Genomic DNA, 22622 nt, shown 5'->3' on the forward strand with positions numbered 1-22622 from the left:
CCTCAATGCGGCGACGAGTAGGCATACATGCCGAGCATGGTGCCGACGAATCCACCGGCGACGTGCGTGCTGAGTATCGTTCCATCGACGTCCTTTGCCAGCGACCGCCACTCGCCCGGCCGCTCGCCATATGAGAAGTCGTATTTCGCGCCGCGTGCCTGAATGCGCAGGTAGACCACGCCGTCGGCGCGGCTCAGCGCGGCTTCGGCCACCGACACCTCCGCGCCGCCGTCACGCGCGCCGGCTCGGCGCACCAAACGCACAACCGGCTTGCCGTCGTGCAAGGTCTCACCAAGGAAGTAGTAGAACGAATCGCTTTGAAAGGCAACGAGGCCGGCCGCGTCGCCCGGCGCCCGCGGAGCGAAATGCATCAGTGTCGTTGCGGTTGCGATCGCGTGCTGCTGGCGGCGGCCGATGAACGACGGCTGAGCGCGCGTTCCAAGCGCGACCGGTCGCGCGCGAATGCTGAGCGATCCCGGCGTCGAGGCCAGCTCGTACCAGCGTTCGCGCGGAGTGCGAATCAGCTCCCACGATGGTGCGAGGGTTGGTGTGTTGAACTCATCGCGTATGACGAAGTTGCCGCTGAGCGGCGTCGCGGGCGAGGCGGCCTGTTCCAACACCGGCCTTTCGTGAACGTAGGGCACGCTGGCGTCGCCGTCGAGAATCGTTGGCCAGCCGTCGCGCCATGTTACCGGCAGCATGAACGTTTCGCGACCGATGTTCGTGAGATCGGGCCCGTAAGGGCGAACGCCGAGAAAGACGGCCCACCAGTCGCCGCGCGGTGTTTGTACGAAATCGGCGTGCCCGGTCGATGTGATCGGTGCCGGACGGGTCGGCGAAAGCTGACGCTGTGTGAGGATCGGGTTGTGGTCGTACGGAACGTAGGGACCTTGCACTGAGTCGCTGCGAAACACGACCTCGGAATGCTGGCCCGCGGTACCGCCTTCGGCGCAGATCAGATAGTAGCGTCCCTGCACCTTGAGGATGTGCGGCGCCTCGATCCAGATCGGTTTTTTCGCGAGATCGACACCGCCGTTCACGATGACGTGGCGCGCGCCGATCATCGTGTGGGAGTGAACGTCGTATTGTTGAATCCAGATCGCGCGATGGCCTTGGTAGCGCGGCGGCTCGGCCGGCGGTCCATTGTTCACGATGTACGCGCGGCCGTCGTCGTCGAAGAAGATCGACGGGTCGATGCCGTCGAACCCGAGCCAGATCGGCTCCGACCATGGACCCGCGGCGTTCGTCGCGGTGACGATGAAGTTGCCGCCGCAGTATGAGCATGTTGTAATGAGATAGAACAAGCCGTCGTGATAGCGGATCGTCGGGGCGTAGATCCCCTCCGAGATGGCGCGGCCGTCGACGGCGAGCTGCGTCGGACGGTCGAGCACATTGCCGATCTGCGTCCAGTGTACGAGGTCGCGGCTGTGGAAGATCGGCAGTCCCGGAAAGTACGAGAAGCTCGACGTCACGAGATAGTAATCGTCGCCGACGCGCACCACGCTCGGATCCGGATAAAAGCCGGCGAGGATGGGGTTGAGATATTGGTTGTCGTTCTGATGAATGGTTCGATAGATGGAATCATTGCCTGTGTACTCGAACCAGTCGAACCGCGCGACGGGCGGCTCCGTCTTCGGCGCGCCGTGAAAGGATTCCGGCGGACCGAGATAACTGGGCTTCACCCCACCCGCGTCGATGACGAGCTTCTCGAGGACGACGCCGGCGTCGACGCGCCAGAACTTGAGCACGTGCTCGCCAGGTTTCGCCACCCCGAGCGTCGTCGATGCGATGCGAATGTTGTCGGCAACCGCGCGATCCCACGCCCGCGCCGCCGTGTCGGCGAGCACGTTGACGAGCTGCGGCGCCTCGTCGTCGAATGAGATCGCGTATCGAAGTCCAGACGACGAACCGGTAAAGTCGAGCGACGGCGCGATGTAGGCTTTCACGCTCACCGCGCCCGTATCGAACATGAACACGCGATACTCCAACCTCGGCGATCCGGCGCGCGGCAGCTGAGTCGGGGCATCCGCCGGCGACGTCGTCATGCCGGAGACCGTTCGCCCGAAGGCCGGAATTCGTAACCAGCTCACGGGCGGCGCGTTGACGGCAGCGGTGAAGTGCTCTGCTTCAATCGAGACATAGCCGTTGCCTTCGACGAAGCCGTTGACTTGATCGCGCACGGGGCTCGCGTGGTTCTCGATCGGTGCCTGAACGACGACGTGCTGCGCGTTCGGTCCGGTGATCGTGATCGCGGCGGCGTGAGCCCCGGTCGGCGCCTTGTTCCAATCGACGCTCACGATCAGGCGTTGCTCCTCCGTTACGATGCCGCGAGGCGGAGTGACTCGCAGCCACGGTGCGTCGCTCGTGGCGCTGAACGCGAACGGTGTCCGGCCGCGATCGTAGACGTCAACGTAGTACGATTGTCGCTGATAGTTGTCGAATGCCGGCAGTGATGGAGCACGCGGCGGACCACGTGATGGCGGACCCTGCCCCGCCACGAATGGCATCTGTCCTTCGATCGCCACGCCCATGTCAGCGGCAACGGGAACGTGAATCTCGTCGACGCGCGGCATGACGTCGCGCGGCGGTTCTTGCCAGTACGTATAGCCGATGTGCGTTTGGTCCATCATGTGCGCCCACTTGCCGCCCGCGAGCTGCGTATTGAAGTACCGCGAAAGCTCGGCATCCTTGGCGAACAACGAGCGCGCTTCATCCGCGATATCGTTCGTGGCTACACGTCCCTGGCGCGCATACATACGATTGCGCGCGACCGTGATATACAGCGCGTTCAGGTTGGCGGCAGCAAGCACCGGATGCAGCACCAGCTCGTAATACGCATCGCGATACTCACGCGGCAACTTTGCTTCGATCGCGGTCGCGCGCGCCGAGAGCGAGTCGTACTCGGCGATAATGCGTTCGGCTTCACGATAGTTGTACAGGCTGTACGTCGCCGTATCGAGCAATTCAGGCTTACGTCTTCCTGCATAGCTGAGATATGTGGTGATGACGTCACCGATCGCGGCGCCCTGCGATGAGCCGAACTGTCGTGTCGCCCAGTCGCGTGTGTAATCCGGCAGCTTCGCGGCGGGGATGGCGTCCGGATTCCACGCGAAGTCGAGAAAGAACTGAATCGGGAATTCCATCGGCTTGAGATCGCCGACATTCACGATCCAGATGCGATCGGCACCCCGGCGATAGGCCTGATCCATCTGCTCCCAGATGCGCGCGATCGGATTCGTGTTGATCCACTTGTAGTTGCGCGGGCCGCCGACGTAGTCGAAATGGTAGTACACGCCGAATCCGCCCGAGCGTCCGCGCTCTTGCGGCGTGGGCAGACGGCGGATGTTGCCCCAGTTGTCGTCGGAGAAGAGCAGCGTGACGTCGTCGGGGACACGCATGCCCTTGTCGTAGTAATCCTGTACTTCCTTATATAGAGCCCACAGCTGCGGCGTTTCCGACGCGGGGCGGTGTGTGACCTCCGCAATGATCTTGCGCTGGTCGGCGACGATGCGCTCGAGCAGCGCGACGTTGCTGCCCTGGGTCATCGGCATGTCGCCGTCGCCGCGCATCCCGATCGTCACGATGTTCTCGCGCGAACCCATGCGCTCGATGCCTGCGCGCCAGAACGCGCGAAGCGTCGAATCGTTCTGCTCGTAGTTCCACGGGCCGTGGCCGTAGCGCTTCCATTCCTGCTGCGCCCGCGTCATCGGCTCGTGGTGGGACGTACCCATCACGATGCCGTATTCATCCGCAAGCTTCGCGTCGAGCGAATCGTCGTCGGCGAACGCGTTGCCCCACATCGCAGGCCACAGATAATTCGCCTTGAGTCGCAGTAGCAGCTCGAAAACGTGCTCGTACACCTGGTGATTGATACCGCCGAACTTTTCGCGCGCCCACCCCGAGAAGGCGGGCGCCTCGTCGTTGATGAAGATCCCGCGATATTTGACCTTCGGTTCGCCGACGGTGACGCGCTCGCCGCTCACGACAACCGTCGATGCGTGGTGAATCGGCACATCAGCCCACCAATACCATGGTGACACGCCGATCTGCGCCGAGACATCGTAGATGCCGTAGATCGTTCCGCGTTTGTCGCTGCCCGCAATGACGAGTGCGCGGTCGACGTTCGGCGCGGGATGTTCGACGACCTGCCGCACGTAACTTTCCCAGCGACCCGCCGTGCCCTCCACGTCGAGCTTGCGCGTACGAACCAGCTCGTCGATCAGCGGCGATTTGCCTATCGTGCCGATGATGATCGGCACCCCGCTCGGCACTGCGCCCAGCGCCGGCTTTGCGCCGGACACTTTCTGAATATCTGATTGCAGGTCGCGCGCGGCGCGCCGCACACCGGGCCAATCGGCGTCGGAGACGATCAGTGGCGCGGCGCGGCCGTGAGATGCGAGCGCGAATGTCGCATCGCCATGCGCCGTCACTCGCTCGCCGTGCACCATCGGAATGACGAGCAGCAATGCCAGCGACGTGGCGTGCATCACGGCGCGACCCGAATCGTCGTCGTCGCCCGAATATCCGACGACGACGCACCGACGAGAATCCGAACCGGCTCCGCTTCGACGTCCCACTCCTGCGTGGTCTCATTCCAGTACGCGAGCGACGACATCGCGACCGGAATCTTCACCGTACGCTTTCGCCCCGCCGCGAGATGCACCCGCGCGTAGCCGCGCAAATCCTTCAACGGCCGGCTGACTTTCGAGCCCTCGTGCTGCACGTAGACCTGCACGACTTCGTCTCCCGCGCGCTTGCCGATGTTGGCCACGTCGACGCTGACCATGATCGTATCGCGCGCGGTCGCCGTCGATGTGCTCGCCCGCACATTCGAGTACTTGAATGTCGTGTAGCTCAATCCATGACCGAACGGGTACAGCGGCGTTCCGGCGAAGAAGCGATACGTCCGTCCGTGCATCGCGTAGTCATCGAATGGCGGCAAATCGCTCACCGATTTGTAAAACGTCACCGGCAAGCGCCCAGCAGGGTTGTAGTCGCCGAACAACACGTCGGCGATCGCGGTCCCCGCCGCCTGGCCGGGATACCACGCTTCGAGAATTGCCGGCACGTGCGCCTGCGCCCAATTCACACCGAGCGCGCTGCCGTTCATCAGCACGAGCACGATGGGCTTGCCGAGCGCGGAGATTTTCTCGAGGAGTTGCTCTTGCGGTGCCGGCAAGTCGAGCGAGGTGCGATCGCCGCCGCGGAAGCCGGGAATCTGAATCGGCATTTCCTCGCCCTCGAGACGCGCGGTCAGACCCATGAACATCACGATCGCATCGGCTTGGGACGCAATCGTCATCGCATCGGCCTCGAGTGCATCGTGCGGCGGCGCCCAGAGCAGTTGCAGCTGCGCTTCGCCATACGACTCCTGGCCCTCGACGCGGATCCTGTAATCGCGCCCCGCCTCGAGACGAATCGGATCGCTCTGTGCCTGGCGCGGATCCGGGAATTCACCGTCGTGCGTCGGATACACCGATCGCACGATCATGCTGTCGTCGAGCCACAACTGAAACTTGATGGTCCCGACGAGCCCAAGGCGATACATCCCCGTGTGCGCCGGGCGAATGCTGCCCGTCCACCGCACGCCGAAGTCGTCCGGGTTCATGTCGCCGCGCGGCGCAGCCTCCTTCCAATCGGAATTCAGCGTGGAGTCCGTACCGCCGAACAACGGCGTACCCGACAAGTCGCGATGAGCGTAGTAGTCGACGTGAAGACCCGGCTTGCCGTCGGGCGTCCGCAACACCGACGACGGCGTCGTCTCGTACACCGGAAAATTCTCTGCCAGATCCGACCCCCGCGCGTAGAGCACGCGTGTGTGCGGGCCAACCGCCTCGCGAATGCCGCGAAGCGGAGTGATCGGATCGGCGGGAATCCCGTTGTAGTTCCCGAGCAACATCCGCCACTGATCGGCGTTCGGTCCGATCACCGCGACGGTGCCAAGGTCCTTGCGAAGCGGCAGCGTGTTGCGGTCGTTCTTGAGCAACACCATCGACTCGTCGGCGATCGTGCGCGCGAGCGCGCGATGTTGGGGCGAATCGAGATCCGAGAATGGAATGCGCGCCCACTTCACGTGCGACTGGTCGTCGAACATGCCGAGCTTGAATCGCGCCAGGAACAAGCGCGTGACCGACGTGTCGATCTGGGCTTCGCTGATCACGCCCTGCTTGACGGCGGCGGCGAGATTCGGATACACCCGGCCGCAATCGAGATCGGTGCCTGTCTTCACCGCGAGCACCGCGGCTTGGGCGGCATCGCCGGCCGCGTGATGCCTCAGATAGATGTCGTCGATCGCCCCACAGTCGGAAACGACGTAGCCCGGAAATTTCCACTCGCCGCGAAGGATGCGGCCGAGAAGCACGTCGTTCGCGCAGGCGGGCTTGCCGTCGATCGAGTTGTAGGCACACATCAGCGAGTACGCGCCGCCGACGCGAATGCCCATCTCGAAGTGCGGCAGATATGACTCGCGCAGATCGCGCCCGCTGATCACCGCGTCGAACGTGTGGCGTTCGGGCTCGGGCCCGCTGTGCACGGCGAAGTGTTTTACCGTCGAAATCGTCTTGAAGTACTTCGGGTCGTCGCCTTGCAGGCCGCGAATGAACTGCACGGCTAGATGCCCCGTGAGAAACGGATCCTCGCCGTAGGTCTCCTGTCCTCGGCCCCACCGTGGGTCGCGGAAGAGATTGATGTTCGGCGACCAGAACGTGAGTCCTTGATAGCGCTGATGGCTGTCGCGGCGAATGTACTCGTGATATTTCGCGCGCGCCTCGTCGGAAATCACGGTGGCCATGCGAAACATCGCGCTGTCGTCCCATGTCGCCGCGACGCCGATCGCTTGCGGAAACACCGTCGCCAATCCGGCGCGCGCGACGCCGTGCAACGCCTCGTTCCACCAGTTGTATTCGGGAACGCCGAGCCGGGGGATCGCGGGCGCGACGTCTTTCATCTGCAGCACCTTCTCGTCCAGCGTCATGCGCGACACGAGGTCGCGAGCGCGCTGCTCGAAGGTCAATGATTCGTCGAGATAGGTAGGGCGCGACGCCTGCTGTTGCGCACCGAGCGTGGAGGCTGCTCCCACCGACAGCGCGACGATCGGTTGCACGAATCGCGAGAACCGCATGAAAGCCTCGTTACGCGATGGTATGACTGCGGTACTGCCGTGGTATTACCTGCGACGATCAGCGGCCGGCGAGGGCGTCATAGACCGAGTGAAACGCCGGCTTCTGTTGAAAGAAGGCATCCCATGGCAGCGCCTCCCCAAAACCCGGGAATGTGCCCGGAACCCACGAATCCTTGTCGGTGAAGCCCCACATCGTCACGAGCTCGCAGCCTTTGACCTGGATGCACGCGGCAACGACGTCGTGATAGTTCTGCGCCTGCGCCGCGAGACTCACCGAGGTCGACGGCGTCGGCACGCGCACATCGAGCTCGGTGATGTGCACCTTGATGCCGAGCGCGACGAAGCGCGCGATGTTCGCGCCAAGCGTCGACGGCACGCCGTTCACTACGAAGTGTGATTGAAGGCCGACGCCGTTGATCGGCACGCCACGCGCGAGGAAATCCTTCACCATCGCGTAGACGGAGTCCGACTTGGACCCAAGTCCTTCAATATTGTAATCGTTGTAGAACAACGGGACGTCCGGATCGGCAGCGCGCGCAGTACGAAACGCCAGCTCGATGTACGACGGTCCGATGTGATCCGACCAGTACGTCGAACGTCGCGTGCCGTCGTCGTTGAACGCTTCGTTGACGACGTCCCACGCGAGCAGCTTGCCCTTGAAGTGCCCGACGACGGTCGTGATGTGATCCACGAGCGCGCTCTGCGCCGACGCCGCGCTGTTCACCCACGACGGCAGTTGCTGATGCCACACCAGCGTGTGACCGCGCACGCTCATCTGATTCTGCTGCGCGAACGTCACGAGCGAGTCGGCGCCGGCGAAGTAGTACGTCGTCGGAGCGGGATGCACGTGATCGAACTTCATGTCGTTCTCGGGCGTGAGCACCGAAAACTCGCGCGACAGGATTGCACGAAAGTTCGAGCCGTCGGTCCCGGTCCAGCGAAAGCCTCTGTCACCAGCCGAGCCGATGCGGATGCCGGCCTGTTGCGCGAGCGCGCGTAGCGGGATGCTGTCTGCCGAGAGCACGACCGGGACAGCGGGAGCCGCCGGCGGCGATTCACCACCGCCGCAAGCAGCCAGGCACGTCATTCCGAGCGCAGCGAGGAATCTCACGCCCCCGCGGATTGGCCGGCCACTCGGTCGTGTCACCAGATTCCTCGCTGCGCTCGGAATGACGGGAAGGGGCGCTCGGAATGACGGGAAGGGGCGCTCGGAATGACTGCTACAGCACCGGATGTCGCATCGGATCCCACCGCTGAATGGCCGTCGCCACGCCGTCGAGGTGCTTGCGCATGCGCTCGGTCGCCAGCTGCTCCTGCCGCTGCTCGAGCGCCGCGAAAATCGAGAGATGCTCTTCATGATCCTGCTTGCGCGAGCCAAAGATGCCAAGGATCAAGCGCTGCTCGTCGGTGAAAAGATCCTGCATGACGTCGAGGAGCTGTGCGATCACCGCGTTACCCGACGCCGACGCGATCTGCCGGTGAAACGCCATGTTCACCGAGTTCAACACCGCATCGTTGTCGAGATTCTCTCCCGCCGTCGTCAGCAGCCGCTTCATCTCCGCGAAATCCTCGGCCGTCGCGTTCTTCGTCGCCAAGGCAGCCGACTGCATCTCGATCGGCGTGCGCGCCTGAATGAGGTCGAGGAGCAGCTTCTTCGTGACTTTGCCGCCGTAATCGCTCGCCACCATGAGCACATCCTGCGTCCGCGTGACATACACGCCCGAGCCGTGGCGGATCTCGACGACGCCGACCGCCTCGAGCTTCTTGAGCGCTTCGCGCACGGTCGGATGTCCGACGCCAAAGCGCTTCGCCATCTCCATGATCGTCGGTAGCCGCTCGCCGAGCGTGTAGTCGCCTGCGTTGATGGAGGTACGGATCTCGCCGGCGAGGCGATCGACCAGACTTTCACGAGACACTGGCTTGAGGACGTTCTTCATTACATCTCCTCGGGTATTGTCCGTCGTCGGCGGCGGACAGGAACGAGCTTGCGTTTTACCGTTTGAGTGGCGCGACCGGCGCAGGATCGACGGTCAGAACGATCGATTGCACATCGGCGGAGTTGCCGCCGACCATGAGATCAAATCGGCCGGGCTCGACGACACGCTTCATGCCGAGCCCGTGATACGAAAGATGATCGGGTCCCACCGGGAACGTGACGGTACGCGTCTGGCCAGGCTCGAGCGAGACGCGCTGGAAGCCTCTCAGCTCCTTGACAGGCCGCGTGGCCGCGCTCACCTCGTCACGGATGTACAACTGGACGACCTCGTCGCCGCTACGCGATCCGGTGTTCTTCACGTCCACCGAAACGGTCGTGTTGCCGTTCGCCTGAATGTGATTCGACGCCACGCGCAGGTTCGCGTACGAGAACGTCGTGTAGGACAGCCCGTATCCAAATGGAAAGAGCGGCGCGATCGTATCGAGCACGTATCCGCGACGCGCCGTCGGTTTGTAGTTGTAGAATACCGGAAGCTGTCCGACATCGCGCGCGATCGTCGCCGGCAGCTTCCCGCCCGGATTCACGTCGCCGAACAACACCGACGCGACCGCCGTTCCAGTTTCCTGACCGAGATACCAGCCTTCGACGATCGCGGGGATCTTCGGAACGAGACTGGGAATGGATGGCGGACGGCCGTTGATCAAAAGCAGCACGACCGGCGTTCCAGTTGCCGCCACGGCGAGCGCGAGCTCCTCCTGCTGTCCGGGCAGTCTCAGCGACGAACGGTCGCCGAGATGATTGTTCTCATACGCTTCGCGCGCGGTCTGCTCGTTGTCGCCCAGCACGAGGATGACGACATCGCTTCGCTTCGCCAGCGCGACCGCGTTCGCGATGCGCGGCGCATTGCTGGCCGAATCGGCCGCGACGACGAGGTTGGCGTCATCACGCGGCCGCGACCGCGTGCCGCCGATGTGCGGCTGCGGGTCGTGCGTGAACACCGAATCTTCGGTGATGCGGACGCCCTCCGCGTACTCGACCGTCGACGCCGCGCCAAGGCGCGCCTTGATCCCATCGAGAATCGTGACGTAGTGCGACGGAACGCCGGCGTAACCGCCAAGCAGCAACTCGGCGGCGTGTGGCCCGATCACGGCGACGCGTCGGGCCGCGTCGGCGCGGAGCGGAAGGAGGTGTCCTTCGTTGCGCAGGAGAATCATTGCCTGCTGCGCCGCCTCCAGCGCAAGCGGCCGCGTGTCCTCCGCGCCGGAGATCCGCGCCGCCGCATCCGGGTCGACGTAAGGATTCTCGAATAAGCCAAGCACGAACTTGGGGCGAAGCAGCCGGCGGACCGCGTCGTCGATCGCCTGCACCGATACTTGTTTCTGCCGGACTTGATCGACGAGCGTCGCGTAGGCGGCTGGATCGGGCAACTCGATGTCGACGGTCGCGTCGAGCGCGCGGCGCGCGGCGTCCGCGTCATCCACGGCAACGTGGTGGCGGCCGACCAGCTGATCGATCGCGAACCAGTCCGATACGACAGTCCCGTTGAATCCCCATTCGCCACGCAGTACGTCGTGCAACATCCAGCGATTCACGTGCGATGGAATGCCGTCGACCTCGTTGTACGATGCCATCACACTCTTCGCACCGGCTTCCTTGATCGCGACCTCGAACGGATACAGGAACATGTCGCGCAGCGTACGCTCGCCGATCGACGCCGGCCCGACGTTCGTTCCCGACTCGGGCTGCCCGTGTCCCGCCATGTGCTTGAGCGTGGCATAGACGTGGCTCGGCCCAATGATCGCGTCTGTCCCCTGAAAGCCCCGCACCGCGGCGACGCCCATGCGCGCCGCGAGATACGGATCTTCGCCGTACGTCTCCTCGAAACGGCCCCAGCGCGGATCGCGGCCGATGTCCACGACCGGAGCCAGCACTTGGTCGACGCCTCGCGCGCGCGCTTCAGCCGCCGTCGCCGTGAATACGCGCTGCACGAGATCGGGATTCCAGGTGCTCGCCAGCGCGATGGCCTGCGGAAAGCTCGTCGCGCCGACCGCCTCGAGACCGTGCAACGCCTCTTCGTTGAACATGACGGGAATGCCGAGTCGCGTGCTGTCGTGCACCCAGCGCTGAATGGCATTCGCGAATTCCGCTTCGGAGCGCGCATCATGCCCGTCCTGCGGACGTTCGATGCGCCCGATGCCGACGCGAAACCATTTCGGTGCGCGAGTCGGATTGAATCGGCCGCTCGCATCGGTAATCAGCTTTTTCTGATCCCACAGGCAAAGCATCTGCGCGACTTTTTCCTCGAGCGTCATGCGTCCGAGGAGGTCGGTGATGCGTCGTTCGATCGGGAGCTTCGGATTGCGATACGGCAGTTGTTGGGCGACGGCTGGCTGTAGCGGCAGCAACATTGTCATTCCGAGCGCAGCGAGGAATCGTCTCTCCCGTCGGATTGGCCAGCCCTTCGACCGGGATGCCAGATTCCTCGCTGTGCTCGGAATGACGGGCAGGGCGCTCGGAACGACGTGCCGTATGCACGGCGTGACGATCACAACTTCCCCCGCGCCGAAACGGCGGCCACGACCGAGTCAAACGCAGGTTTCGGTGCGCCGCGTCGATCGAACAACAGCGGATAGTTCGTCCGGCCGCGCACGGGGAAGTTGTTCAGCCACGTATCCGCGTCGTCCACGCCCCAGAACGTCACGCGCTTGATGACGTCTCGGTGCGCAAGGTACACTCGCACGATCTCGGCGTAGCGCCGCGCGAGCTGGCGCTGCACCGAGTCCGGCAAGCCGGCGCGATATGGATCGGGCGCGCCGGTTCGCATCAACTGCTGCTCGATCGCCTCCGTGCGCTGCCCGCGATTGCTTGGCAGCACGTCGACGTCGAGCTCCGTAACCATGAGCTCCAGGCCCGTGCTCGCAAGATCCGTGATTGCGGAATCGATCGCGCCGGGCGCCGGCCAATCCAGCTTCTGATGCTCCTGCATGCCAATCGCCGTGATCGGAACGTTCTCGGCGCGCAGCGACTTGACGAGCTTCACGATGCCGGCGCGCTTCGCCGATCCTTCCACCGAGAAGTCGTTGTAGTGAAGCTCGGCCGTCGGATCTGCTTCGTGTGCGAATCGAAACGCCATCGCGATGTATTCGGGTCCGATGATGCGCAGCCACGGCGATTGGCGAAGCGAACCGTCTTCATTCACGGCTTCGTTCACGACGTCCCAGCCACGAATGCGACCCTTGTACCGGCCGACGACAGCGAAGATGTGCGAGCGCATGCGCGCGATGAGCGTGTCGCGCGACGCCGGTCCACCCGCTGCATCCTGAAAGACCCACGCCGGCGTCTGATTGTGCCACACGAGAGTGTGGCCGATGATCTTCATCCCACGCCGTTGGCCGAGCGCGACGTAACGATCCGGCGCGGCGAAGTCGAACTGACCGGGCCGCGGCTCGACCGGCGCCCACTTGAGCACATTCTCCGGCGTGATCGAGTTGAACTGCGACGCGATGAGCGCGTCACCGATGGAGTCGGCGCCGAGAATTTGACGGCCGTTGATTGCGGCGCCGATGAGGAAAGAACCGGCGAATGCGTCTTTCAGCGTGGTACGCTGAGGCACTGGCTTGGCGGAATGACAGGCTGTGACAAGAGCTGTCATCCCGAGCGCAGCGAGGGATCTCATCCGGTTGCGTGATCCCGATGCCAGGACGCGGATGAGATCCTTCGCTTCGCTCAGGATGACTCCCAAGTCAGTATCCCGGATTCTGCGGATACTTGGGCCCCACGACGACGCCGTCGATCTGCGACTGCGGAATCGGCCGCAGAAAGTGGCGCGCCGCCACATTCGCCGCCGCATGCGGATTGTACTTCTTCACGCGCGCCAGGAAGAAGTCGACACCCGGGCGCGTGATGTCGTACCACCGCGTGAACTCACCGGCGAGCTCGCGCTCGCGCTCATCCATGATGTAATCGAGATTCATCTGCGCGGCGGTCACATTGTAATCGTTCTTGTGGGCCGGGCTCGCGGCGCGCTGGTGCAACACGTTGATCATCTGCGCGGCCTCGCCCGTGTTCCCCAGGCCAACATCCGCTTCGGCGGCAATCAGGTAGACTTCGCCGAGCCGGAAGATCGCCTGCACCTTGCCGCCTTCCTGCGCCGTGAGGTTCGCGCGCAGGTTGTCCTGGAACTTCTTGAGCGACGGATAGCGCTGCCAGTTGAAGAAGCCGTCGTTCGCGTTGTTGCGATCGCCGCAGTAGCCCGCGGCCGTGAAGTCCGCCGCTGCGTTGTTGATCTGCTGCGTCGGGCACGGCGTGAGAATCTGGAACGGGCGAGACTGCCGGAACGCCTGTGTCACCCCGAACGGATAGTAGACGGCCGCGGTATCGCCGGCGTTCTCTGTCGCACCACTCGTACACGCGGGACAGTTGGTGGTGGAGTTCTTCACGCCGCCAGACGTCACGTTCCATACGGTCTGGAACGTCGCGTCGAAGCGCGTGTCGAGAATGTCGCTCGCGCCCGGCGTGCCGCTGTACTTGTTCCACAGTGACAGCTCGTACGGCGTCGGCATGAGCCGGCGGAACGGACGGCCGTTGTTCAGATCGCGCGGCGTGCCGACCCAAATGCCGTTGTTGTCGTACTGGCCGAGGAAGACGAGATGCAGATAGTTGTATTCGTTGTCGGCATCCACGTTGGTGGCGTTATAGATGCCGTTCGGTCCAAACTGCACGGTGAAGATGAATTCCTTGCGATTGCCGTTGTAGCCGGTGTTGTCGCAATAGCCGGTGCGACCGGGATCGGCGGGGCGCGCGACGCACCACAGGTCCGCGAAGTTCGGCTCCAGCGCGTACGTGCCCGAGCCGATCACGGCCTTCGCATCCGCCAGCGCCTGCGTGAAGTCGCCCGACTTGCTCGGCGAATACGGCTGATATGCTCGCGTGAGATAGACCAGCGACCGCAGTGTCTGCGCGGCCCCCTTCGTCGCTCGGCCGAAATCGCTCTGCGTGGCCGGAAGGAAATTCACCGCGGTATCGAGATCGGCGATGATCAAACGGTAAATCTTCGCGGCCGAGTCGCGCACCGCGGTGACGACGACGCCTTGGTTCTCGTGCACTTCCAATGTCACGTCGCCAAACTGGCGTACGAGATTGAAATAATTGAGCGCGCGGAGAAAGTGCGCTTCACCCAGAAGGCTGTTCTTCACCGCGGCCGAAATGCCCGTCGCCGCCGGACCGCGATCGAGCGCCGCGTTCAACGTGTTGATCGCCTGATACGCCGGGTTCCACGTGTTCGCGAGCGGTGCAACGGTGGAATTCAGTCCGCCGCTGTAGCTGTCGAACTCCTTGTTGTTCGATCCTGCCTGGTCGGCGGCCATCCACGTGTCCGTGCCGACTTGCTGCAGTGAGAGCAGCTGCTCGCGGCCATAGTAGCCGCGCAGTTGCGCGTACGACGCGATGACGGCCGAGTTGAGACCGTCCGGTGTCGAGTAATACTGGCTGCTCACACCGGTAATCAGTTTTTCGTCGAGATTCGTGCACGCGAAGGCCCCCGCCACGAGCCCCAGCGTCACAGTCGAAAGCAGTATGCGCTTCATGATGTGTGTCTCGTTGCTGAGTGGGTGGGCCTAGAAAACGACGTTCGTGCCGAGGAGCAGCGTGCGAACCGTCGGCACCGCGCCCGCGACTTCCGGATCGATGCCGATGTAGTTCGAGTGGATGTACGGATCCTGCGCCGTGCCGTAGATGCGAAGACTCTGCAATCCGACGCGATTGGCCAGGCGATGATCGATCGTGTACCCGGCCGTGATGTTGCGAATGCGCCAGTGGGATCCGTCGACGTAGAGACGCGTGCTCGCATACAGGCGGTCGACGGCGCCTGTGGTCGGTGCCGGGTTCTTGTTCGTGGGATTCGTCGGCGTCCAGTAGTCGAGATCCGCGACGTTGTTGAAGCGGCCGAAATAGCTGCGCGGCGTGCCGTCGCGGAACAGATAGTTCCACTTCCACGTCGCGAGGCCCGAGACGTCGAAGCCGTGATACGTGAAGCGGTTCGACCAGCTCGCCGTCCAACCGGGATACGTGTCGCCGATGAACGTGCGATCATCCGCCGTGATCTTTCCGTCGCCGTTCACGTCCGCGACGCGCGGATCGCCGACTTTGAACGTGCTGCCGGTCGCGTTGAACTTCTTCATCAGCGCGGTATCGGCGAACTGCCACACGCCGACGTACTTGTAGTCGTAGAAGACCTGGCGAAGCCCGTCCGTCGGAATGTTGATCGGGTGACCGACGAACCACACGTTGCCGACGTCCGACGTCGCGCCGCTGGCCAGCCCGGTGATCTCGTTCTTGTTCGTCGCCCAGTTCACGTCCATCGTCCACGAGAGCCCGCGCCAGTTCTGGAGATTGGTCGTCGAGAGCCCGAGCTCGACGCCCTTGTTCCGCGTCGAGCCGACGTTCTGCAGCGTCGACAGGAAGCCCGACGTCGCGGGCAAGAGGCGCGTCAGCAGCAAATCCTTCGTGTCCATCTTGTAGACGTCGATGCTGCCGTTCACGCGGTTGTTCCACAACCCGTACTCGAGCCCGACGTCGCTCTGCTGCGTCTTCTCCCAACCGAGATCGGGATTCGGAATCGAGCCGGGCTTGTAGCCCTGCACGCGCGTCGAGCCGAACGTGTACAACCGCGCGGCGAGCGTGCCTTCGGTCTGGTACGGACCGATCGCGGTGTTGCCCGTGTTGCCAACACTGCCGCGAACCTTGAGCGCGCTGACCCACGGCAGGTGCCGCATGAAGTTTTCATCGCTGGCGTTCCATGCGAGGCCGAGCGAGGGGAAATACGCCCACTTGTGCCCCGGCGCCAACCGGCTCGACCCGTCGGCGCGTTCCGTGAGAGACACCGAATACCGATCGAGCAGCGTGTAGTTCACGCGGCCCATGTAGGACTGCAGCGCCCACTCGGAGATCAAACTTCTCTCATTGCCGGCCGTGCCCGACCCCAGATCGTACCAGAGCTGCGTCGGATACGGCAGGTTCGAGGCGTAGAGCGAATCCTTCGTGAACTTGTCGTGCTGAATGCTGTACAAGCCCGTGAAATCGAACTGATGCGCCGTCCACACCCGCTTGTTGTAATGCAGGATGTTGTCGAGCGTGTACGTGAAGTCCTGCTGGTTGAACTGTCCCGCCTGCGGCGGCTGGCCCTGGTTCGAGCTGTTCGCGCCCAGGTTCGCGCAGGTGCCATGCGTCCACGGTCCATTGAAGCAGCCGTTGGTGAGCTGCGTGTAGTCCGGGCCGAAGTTCATGCGATACGTCAGACCATTCGAGATCTCGTATTCCGCGTACGCCGCGCCGAAGACGCGATTCACCGTCTGCTGGCGGACAACCGACTGTGCCTCGAGCACCGGATTGATGTTCAGCGGATCATCATCAGGCCGCGGATCGAGCAGGCCCGCCGAATCGGGGTTGGTGAAGTTCGTCGGCCGGCCGAGCGGAGTCATCGCGAGCGCATAGCCGTACGCGCCGCCCCCCTCGCCCTGATCGGTGAGAATGCGCGAGAGATTGCTCGTCAATCCGAGCTTGAGTCGATCCGACGAGTGATCGATCGACGCGAACGCCGAGCCGCGATTGTAGCCCTGGCCCGGAATCAGACCCACCTGGTCGAAGTAGTTGCCGTTCACGCTGAAGCGCGTGTCGCCGCTGGTGCCGTTCAGCCCCGCCTGGACCTGTCGCTGCGCGCCGCTGCGCAACACCGCGCGCTGCCAGTCGGTGCTGATGTTGTTCTTGATGGCGAGCACCTGCTTCGCCGTGAAGAGCTTGGCGAGGCTGGTGTCCTGCCCGTTCGCCGCGGCCGCGTCGTGCATGTACTGCACGTACTGTTGCAGGTTCATCATCGGAATCAATCGCACCGGATCCTGCGTGCCGTAGTACGTGTCGAGGCTGTACGTCGAGTGCAGGCGGCCGTCGTTGATGCCCTTCTTCGTCGTCACCAGGATGACGCCATTCGCGCCTCGGCTGCCATAGATCGCGGTAGCCGCCGCATCCTTCAGCACGTCGATCGACTCGATCGTCGATGGATTGAAATCCTGAATGCCGCCGCCGAGCGGGACGCCGTCCACGACGTAGAGCGGCTCGTTGCTCGCGGTGAGCGACCGAACGCCGCGAATGCGCACGTTCATCGCCGCGCCGGGCTCGTTTGTCGCCGCCGAGATCTCGACGCCGGGCACGCGGCCCTGAAGCGCCTTCATCGGATCGGACGTGGGAATGTCCTGCAGTTTCTCCGCGGTTACGGTGGAGACGGCGCCGGTGACCGTGCGTCGTTCCTGCTCGCCGTATCCGACGACGACCACGGGATTGAGCTCGGTCGCGGTCGACGAGAGCTGCAGCGTCACCGTCGCGGTCTGTCCGTTGACGACGGTCACAGTCGTGGTGCCGAGCAGGAACCCAATGCCCCGCGCTTGCAGCTGGTGCGTTCCGGCCGGCACGTTCGCGATGGTAAATCGCCCGGCGGTATCAGTCGTCGCACCACGCGCCAGCGCGCTGATGGCAATCTGAATTCCGGACAGCGGTCTTCCGTCTACAGCGCTCACTCGTCCGACGACGGTGCCGCCGGTTTGTGCGGCGGCGGTCGCGCCCGCCACAAAGAGAGTGAGGATCGCAAGGAGAATCCGGCGTCCCATCAGTCTTACCTCCGAATACGTGAAAGCGTGGGTACGGAGAGACAGCAGCAGCAGGCGGCAGAAGGCGTCAGACAGCGGTAACAGGCGGCAACAGGCGGCAGAAGCGCGTGAATTTCCGTGTCGGAGTCGTTACGGACTCAACGGGAAATTGATAAGATGATACGGTGACACGATTCTATGATCACCGATTTGCCTGTCAAGAGTGCCAACAACAGCCGAACCATCGGCCGGAGCGCCCATGCGACCGTTTCGCCTCTTTGCCGTCGCTCTCTCGATCGCCCTTTGTGAGCACGTCGCGGACGCCCAAACCTCGTCAGCGGCTGGACGAAATATGGCGTTGCGGCTGCCACGTATCTTCAGCGATGGCATGGTTTTACAGCGCGACAAACCAATCCGGATCTGGGGCTGGTCCGCGCCCGGCGCGAACGTCGACGCCCGGCTGGGCAACAGCTCCGCACACACCCAAGCGAACGCCGCCGGAACATGGTCGCTGACCCTATCGGAGCGACCGGCAGGCGGTCCGACCACCCTCCTAGTCCGCTCGAGCGGCGATTCCCTGCTCCTCGCCAACATCCTGATCGGCGACGTCTGGGTGGCCTCGGGCCAATCCAACATGGAATTCCGCGTGGCTCAGGCGGCGAATGCCGCGGCGGCGATCGCGGACGCGAACGACCTGAGCATTCGTGAATTTAAAGTTCCTAATTCATGGGCCGGCGAGCCGGAGGACGAGCTCGCGGGAGGATCGTGGGCGCCGGCGGACCCGGCACACGTCGGCAATTTCAGCGCGGTCGCCTACTTCTTCGCGCGGCATCTGCGGCCGAGCGTCGCGGTGCCGATCGGGATCGTGAACGCGACGTGGGGCGGCAGCAACATCGAAACGTGGATCTCGCGCGGCGCGCAGCATCTCACCGACAGCGCATGGACGGCAATCCAGCAAGGCGAAGCCGCGCACGACAACGCCGTCCGCGATTCACTCCGCCAACGAGTCGGCAGCTTGCCCGAGATCGACTCCGGCCTCGTGAACGACAGCGCGCGCTGGGCGGATCCTGCCCTCGACGAGCGTGGATGGGCCGACATCCGCGTGCCTGCATACTGGGAATCACAGGGATATCCGGGCCTGGACGGCGTCGGTTGGTATCGCACGTCGTTCATGCTCGATGCGACCGACATCGCAAAGGGCGTGAGCCTGTCGCTCGCCGCGATCGACGACGACGACATCGCGTGGGTGAACGGGGTGAAGATTGGCGCGACGAACGGCTACAACGTCACGCGACTCTATCGCCTGCCTGCAGCGACGCTACACACGGGCCGCAACGTCCTCGCGATTCGCGTGAACGACGGCGGCGGCGGTGGCGGCATCAATGGCAACGCGTCGCTCGTCTTCGGGGACACCACGCGTCGCGCGCTCGACGGCACGTGGAAATTCAGAGTCGGACGCGTCACGCTCGGCACCGACGGACAACGCATCAACAAGATTCCGACGATTCTCTACAACAAGATGGTGCACCCGATCCTGCCGTTCGCGATCGAGGGTGTGCTGTGGTATCAAGGCGAATCGAACGCGAACAATGCCGAGCAGGCGCGCGCATATCGCGCGCTGTTCGCGACGCTCGTGACAAGCTGGCGGCGCGAGTGGACCGGCGGCGGCCGCGATTTTCCATTTCTGTGGGTGCAGCTGCCGGGCTTCGGACAGCCGGACAGTGTGCCGCCGCTCGACCCTGCGTGGTCGCTGCAACGCGAGGCGATGGATGCCGCGCTGTCGTTGCCGGCGACCGGCCGCGCGATCGCGATCGATTTGGGCGACGCCGACAATATTCATCCAACGGACAAGAACGAGGTCGGCGCGCGGCTGGCGCTGGTCGGCCGCCGCGTCGCGTACGGACAACAGGTCGATGCATCGGCGCCTGCGTATCGCTCCTTCACGACGCGCGGCGACACAATTGTCGTGTCGCTCACGGGCGGCGAGCTCGCGATGCATGGCGCTCACCTTGGCGGTTTCGCGCTCTCTGCCGCCGACAAGCGATTCATCTGGGCGAACGCGAAGATTGTGGGCAATCGGGTATTTGTGTGGAGCGATCGCGTGCATGCGCCCGCGGCGGTGCGGTATGCGTGGACGAATAATCCGGCGGGCGCGAATCTGTATGGAACGAACGGGCTGCCGGTGGCGCCCTTCAGGTCTGATCGGTGGTAGTGAGGCGTTTCGCGCGGCTGGCCACCGGAAGGCTTCAACAACACACAACGACAAGAGCAGACAAGGTCGTCGTTAGTTCTGTTGCACGGCTCCAGCGCCGATCTGGTCGACCCCAGCCATTAGCCGCAACAGCCCATCCTGCGTCGCACTCTGCCCGGCCACCTCGGCCACGATCTGCCCTTGTCGCATGACCAGAATGCGGTGCGACAACGAAATCACCTCCGGCAGCTCGCTCGAGATCAACAACACCGCATTGCCGCGTGCCGCCAGCTCGCGCACCAACGCGTGAATCTCCGCCTTCGCGCCGACGTCCACGCCGCGCGTCGGCTCGTCGAGCATGAGTATTCTCGAATTCGCCGCGAGCCAGCGCGCGATCACGATCTTCTGCTGGTTTCCGCCCGATAGTCCGGCGACGAGCGCATCGAGACTCGGCGTTCGCACGCGCAGTCTCGAGAAATACGACGCCGTGAGCGCCTCCTCCTCGCCGCGCTTCACGAATCCCAGGCGAGACAACCGGCCGAGAATGGGGAGCGAGGTGTTGTGCAAGCCGCTCTCACCGAGCACGAGACCTTGCCGCTTGCGATCTTCGGGCACGAGGCCCAAGCCGTGTCGGATGGCATCCTTGGCGTCGCGAATGCGTCGCGGCTCGCCGTCGACGTAAATCGTCCCTGACGCCGGCGTCTCGAGCCCGAACACCGTGCACGCGATCTCCGATCGCCCCGCACCCACGAGACCCGCCAACCCGACTATCTCGCCTGCATGCAACGCGAAGCTCACGTCGCGAAACTTTCCCGAGACGCTCAGTCGCTCGACGCGGAGCAACTCCTTTCCCTTCGGGCGATCCCCGCTTTCGGGGAGATACTCTCCCAGCGAACGCCCGATCATCAGCGACACCAGCTCCGATTCGCCGAGCTGCGCGGCCGGGCGCGTCGCGACATGCCGGCCGTCGCGCAACACGGTGATCGTGTCGCACAGCCGATAGATCTCCGGCATGCGATGCGACACGTAGATGCACGTCACGCCGCGCGCCTTGAGCGTTTCGATCAGCCGATACAGCCGATCGGCTTCGGCCTGGCTCAGACTGCTTGTCGGCTCGTCGAACACGATGATCGTCGCGCCGCCGCACACTGCCGTCGCGATCTGCACGAGCTGCTGCTGCGCGATCGTCAGGTCGCTCATCGGCCGCGACACATCGAGATCCGCGCCGATTTCGGCGAGCATCGCGCAGCCGCGCTCGTCCATCGCTTTGCGATCGACGAATCCGAGCCGCGACGGCATGCTGCCGAGCGACAGATTCTCGGCCACCGTCATGTTCTCGCAGAAGGCGAGCTCCTGATGCACCATCCCGACGCCGGCAGCGAGCGCGTCGCGCGGTGAGTTGAAGTGCACTTCAACTCCGCGTACGAGTACACGGCCGGCGTCCGGCTGGTGAATGCCCGCGAGAATTTTGCCGAGCGTGCTCTTGCCCGCGCCGTTCTCGCCGCACAACGCGTGGCACGAGCCCTCGGCGACGTCGAGTGAGACGCCATCGAGGGCTTGGACACCAACGAAGTGTTTGGTGATCTGCTCGAAGCTGACTGCCGCGGCCGAACGTTGATTGTTCCTCACTGCGGCGCTCCGCGCCTTCGCTCGGAATTCCGCATGATTACTTCATTGCTAGATATTTCTGATCGACGTCGGTAAAGCCCCACGCCTTGAGCTGCCGCGCCCAGTCGCCAAGATTCGTTTTGGTGACGCGAACGAGATCCATCGGAATGATCTGCGGGACGTCCTTCTTGTTGTGCACCTTGTCGACGATCGTTTTCACACCTTCGTAGCCCCACTTGTACACCGGCTGCGCGAGCAGCACGGGCACGACGCCCTTGTCGACGTACGCGAGCTGCGCCGGCAGCGCGTCGACCGAGGCGACTTTCAACTTTGAGAAATTCTGATCGGTGAGCAGCGACTGCGCGAACAGCGGCCAGCCGCCGATCATCGCCCAACCCTGAATGTCGGGATAGGCGTTGTCGACGCGCACGACCTCGGCCGCCGCGTCCTGCGCCGTCTCGACGTGATTGAACACGCCAATGACCTGCATCCCCGGATGCTTCGCCGCCTCGTCCTTCGCGCCCTGAACGCGATGCTGCAGGTTCGGCGCGTTCTGGTTGCCGGCGAGAATGGCGACCTTGCCTTTGCCATTCATCAACGTCGCGAGCTCGGCCATCGTCATCTGGCCGGTCTTGATGTCGTCGACACCGTAGTAGGCGAATCGCTTCGATTGCGGCGCATCGCTGTCGAACGTCATGACGGGAATGCCACGATCCACGGCATCATTGATGGCGCCCGTGACCTTGCCGGCATCGGAGCATGAGATCAGAATCGCGTCGGCGCCGTCGTTCACTGCCTGCTGAATGCGTTGTGCCTGGACCTGTCCATCTTCCGTCGGCGGCGTGAGCCATCGGATGTCGATCGACATGTGATACTGATCGCCCAGCTCCTTCGCCGCCGCTTCCGCGCCGGTGCGCGCGGCGAGGAACACGGGATTGTTCGAGCTCTTCGCGATCATCGCGATGTGCAGCACGTTGTCGTTCTTCGCCGCGCTCGCGGCCGGCGCACCGGCCTGACGCGCCGAGTCAGGCTTGTTGTCGCTCTTCGCGCAGGCGAGCGCGCCAACCGACGCAGCCGCGAACAGCGCTGTCATTCGAAATCGCATTGATTCTCCGGTGATTTAGGTGTTCA

General features: G+C 63.7%; 11 protein-coding genes. 1 reads left to right on the top strand and 10 read right to left on the bottom strand.

Annotation, left to right across the window (positions count from 1 at the left end):
• Positions 1-2 precede the first annotated feature (2 nt).
• From VN706_07035 to VN706_07070, 8 genes are all read right to left on the bottom strand, one after another.
• Entirely contained in the window at positions 3-4487 is a 4485-nt protein-coding gene (locus VN706_07035) for a glycosyl hydrolase 115 family protein (GenBank protein HXT15368.1), read from the bottom strand.
• Positions 4487-7120 carry a glycoside hydrolase family 3 C-terminal domain-containing protein gene (locus tag VN706_07040; protein ID HXT15369.1) on the bottom strand — a complete coding sequence of 878 codons (2634 nt, stop codon included), beginning with the start codon at positions 7118-7120 and terminating at the stop codon, positions 4487-4489. Before VN706_07040 ends, VN706_07035 begins: the two co-directional genes overlap by 1 nt.
• A 58-nt stretch (positions 7121-7178) precedes the next feature.
• Entirely contained in the window at positions 7179-8231 is a 1053-nt protein-coding gene (locus VN706_07045) for an endo-1,4-beta-xylanase (protein HXT15370.1), read from the bottom strand.
• Positions 8232-8340: 109 nt separating this feature from the next.
• Positions 8341-9057, bottom strand: a complete 717-nt coding sequence (locus VN706_07050) for a FadR/GntR family transcriptional regulator (GenBank protein HXT15371.1) — start codon at positions 9055-9057, stop codon at positions 8341-8343.
• A gap of 55 nt (positions 9058-9112) precedes the next feature.
• The gene (locus VN706_07055; GenBank protein HXT15372.1) at positions 9113-11470 is read right to left on the bottom strand and encodes a glycoside hydrolase family 3 N-terminal domain-containing protein; all 2358 of its coding nucleotides are present in this window, start codon (positions 11468-11470) and stop codon (positions 9113-9115) included.
• Positions 11471-11601: 131 nt separating this feature from the next.
• Positions 11602-12669: an endo-1,4-beta-xylanase gene (locus tag VN706_07060; GenBank protein ID HXT15373.1), complete on the bottom strand. Its 1068-nt coding sequence runs from the start codon at positions 12667-12669 to the stop codon at positions 11602-11604.
• Positions 12670-12799: 130 nt separating this feature from the next.
• Positions 12800-14641 (bottom strand): RagB/SusD family nutrient uptake outer membrane protein, encoded by a 1842-nt coding sequence (locus VN706_07065; GenBank protein HXT15374.1) that lies wholly within the window; start codon positions 14639-14641, stop codon positions 12800-12802.
• A gap of 30 nt (positions 14642-14671) precedes the next feature.
• Complete coding sequence (locus tag VN706_07070) at positions 14672-17713, bottom strand: TonB-dependent receptor (GenBank protein ID HXT15375.1); 3042 nt, start codon at positions 17711-17713, stop codon at positions 14672-14674.
• 238 nt (positions 17714-17951) lie between these two features.
• On the opposite strand from VN706_07070, the gene VN706_07075 reads away from it, so the two are divergent.
• Entirely contained in the window at positions 17952-19904 is a 1953-nt protein-coding gene (locus VN706_07075) for a sialate O-acetylesterase (protein HXT15376.1), read from the top strand.
• 72 nt (positions 19905-19976) lie between these two features.
• Here the strand turns inward: VN706_07075 and VN706_07080 are convergent, their stop codons facing one another.
• The gene (locus VN706_07080) at positions 19977-21512 is read right to left on the bottom strand and encodes a sugar ABC transporter ATP-binding protein (GenBank protein HXT15377.1); all 1536 of its coding nucleotides are present in this window, start codon (positions 21510-21512) and stop codon (positions 19977-19979) included.
• Positions 21513-21549: 37 nt separating this feature from the next.
• Positions 21550-22596 carry a substrate-binding domain-containing protein gene (locus VN706_07085; GenBank protein ID HXT15378.1) on the bottom strand — a complete coding sequence of 349 codons (1047 nt, stop codon included), beginning with the start codon at positions 22594-22596 and terminating at the stop codon, positions 21550-21552.
• Positions 22597-22622: the final 26 nt, after the last annotated feature.

This window comes from Gemmatimonadaceae bacterium (assembly GCA_035606695.1).
Classification (GTDB): domain Bacteria; phylum Gemmatimonadota; class Gemmatimonadetes; order Gemmatimonadales; family Gemmatimonadaceae; genus JAQBQB01.

Bases quoted from the DNA above. Each gene is read 5' to 3' on its own strand.
- VN706_07040 (HXT15369.1), bottom strand. From the start codon at position 7,120: ATGCGGTTCTCGCGATTCGTGCAACCGATCGTCGCGCTGTCGGTGGGA.
- VN706_07055 (HXT15372.1), bottom strand. From the start codon at position 11,470: ATGACAATGTTGCTGCCGCTACAGCCAGCCGTCGCCCAACAACTGCCG.
- VN706_07035 (HXT15368.1), bottom strand. From the start codon at position 4,487: ATGCACGCCACGTCGCTGGCATTGCTGCTCGTCATTCCGATGGTGCAC.
- VN706_07050 (HXT15371.1), bottom strand. From the start codon at position 9,057: ATGAAGAACGTCCTCAAGCCAGTGTCTCGTGAAAGTCTGGTCGATCGC.
- VN706_07085 (HXT15378.1), bottom strand. From the start codon at position 22,596: ATGCGATTTCGAATGACAGCGCTGTTCGCGGCTGCGTCGGTTGGCGCG.
- VN706_07065 (HXT15374.1), bottom strand. From the start codon at position 14,641: ATGAAGCGCATACTGCTTTCGACTGTGACGCTGGGGCTCGTGGCGGGG.
- VN706_07075 (HXT15376.1), top strand. From the start codon at position 17,952: ATGCGACCGTTTCGCCTCTTTGCCGTCGCTCTCTCGATCGCCCTTTGT.
- VN706_07070 (HXT15375.1), bottom strand. From the start codon at position 17,713: ATGGGACGCCGGATTCTCCTTGCGATCCTCACTCTCTTTGTGGCGGGC.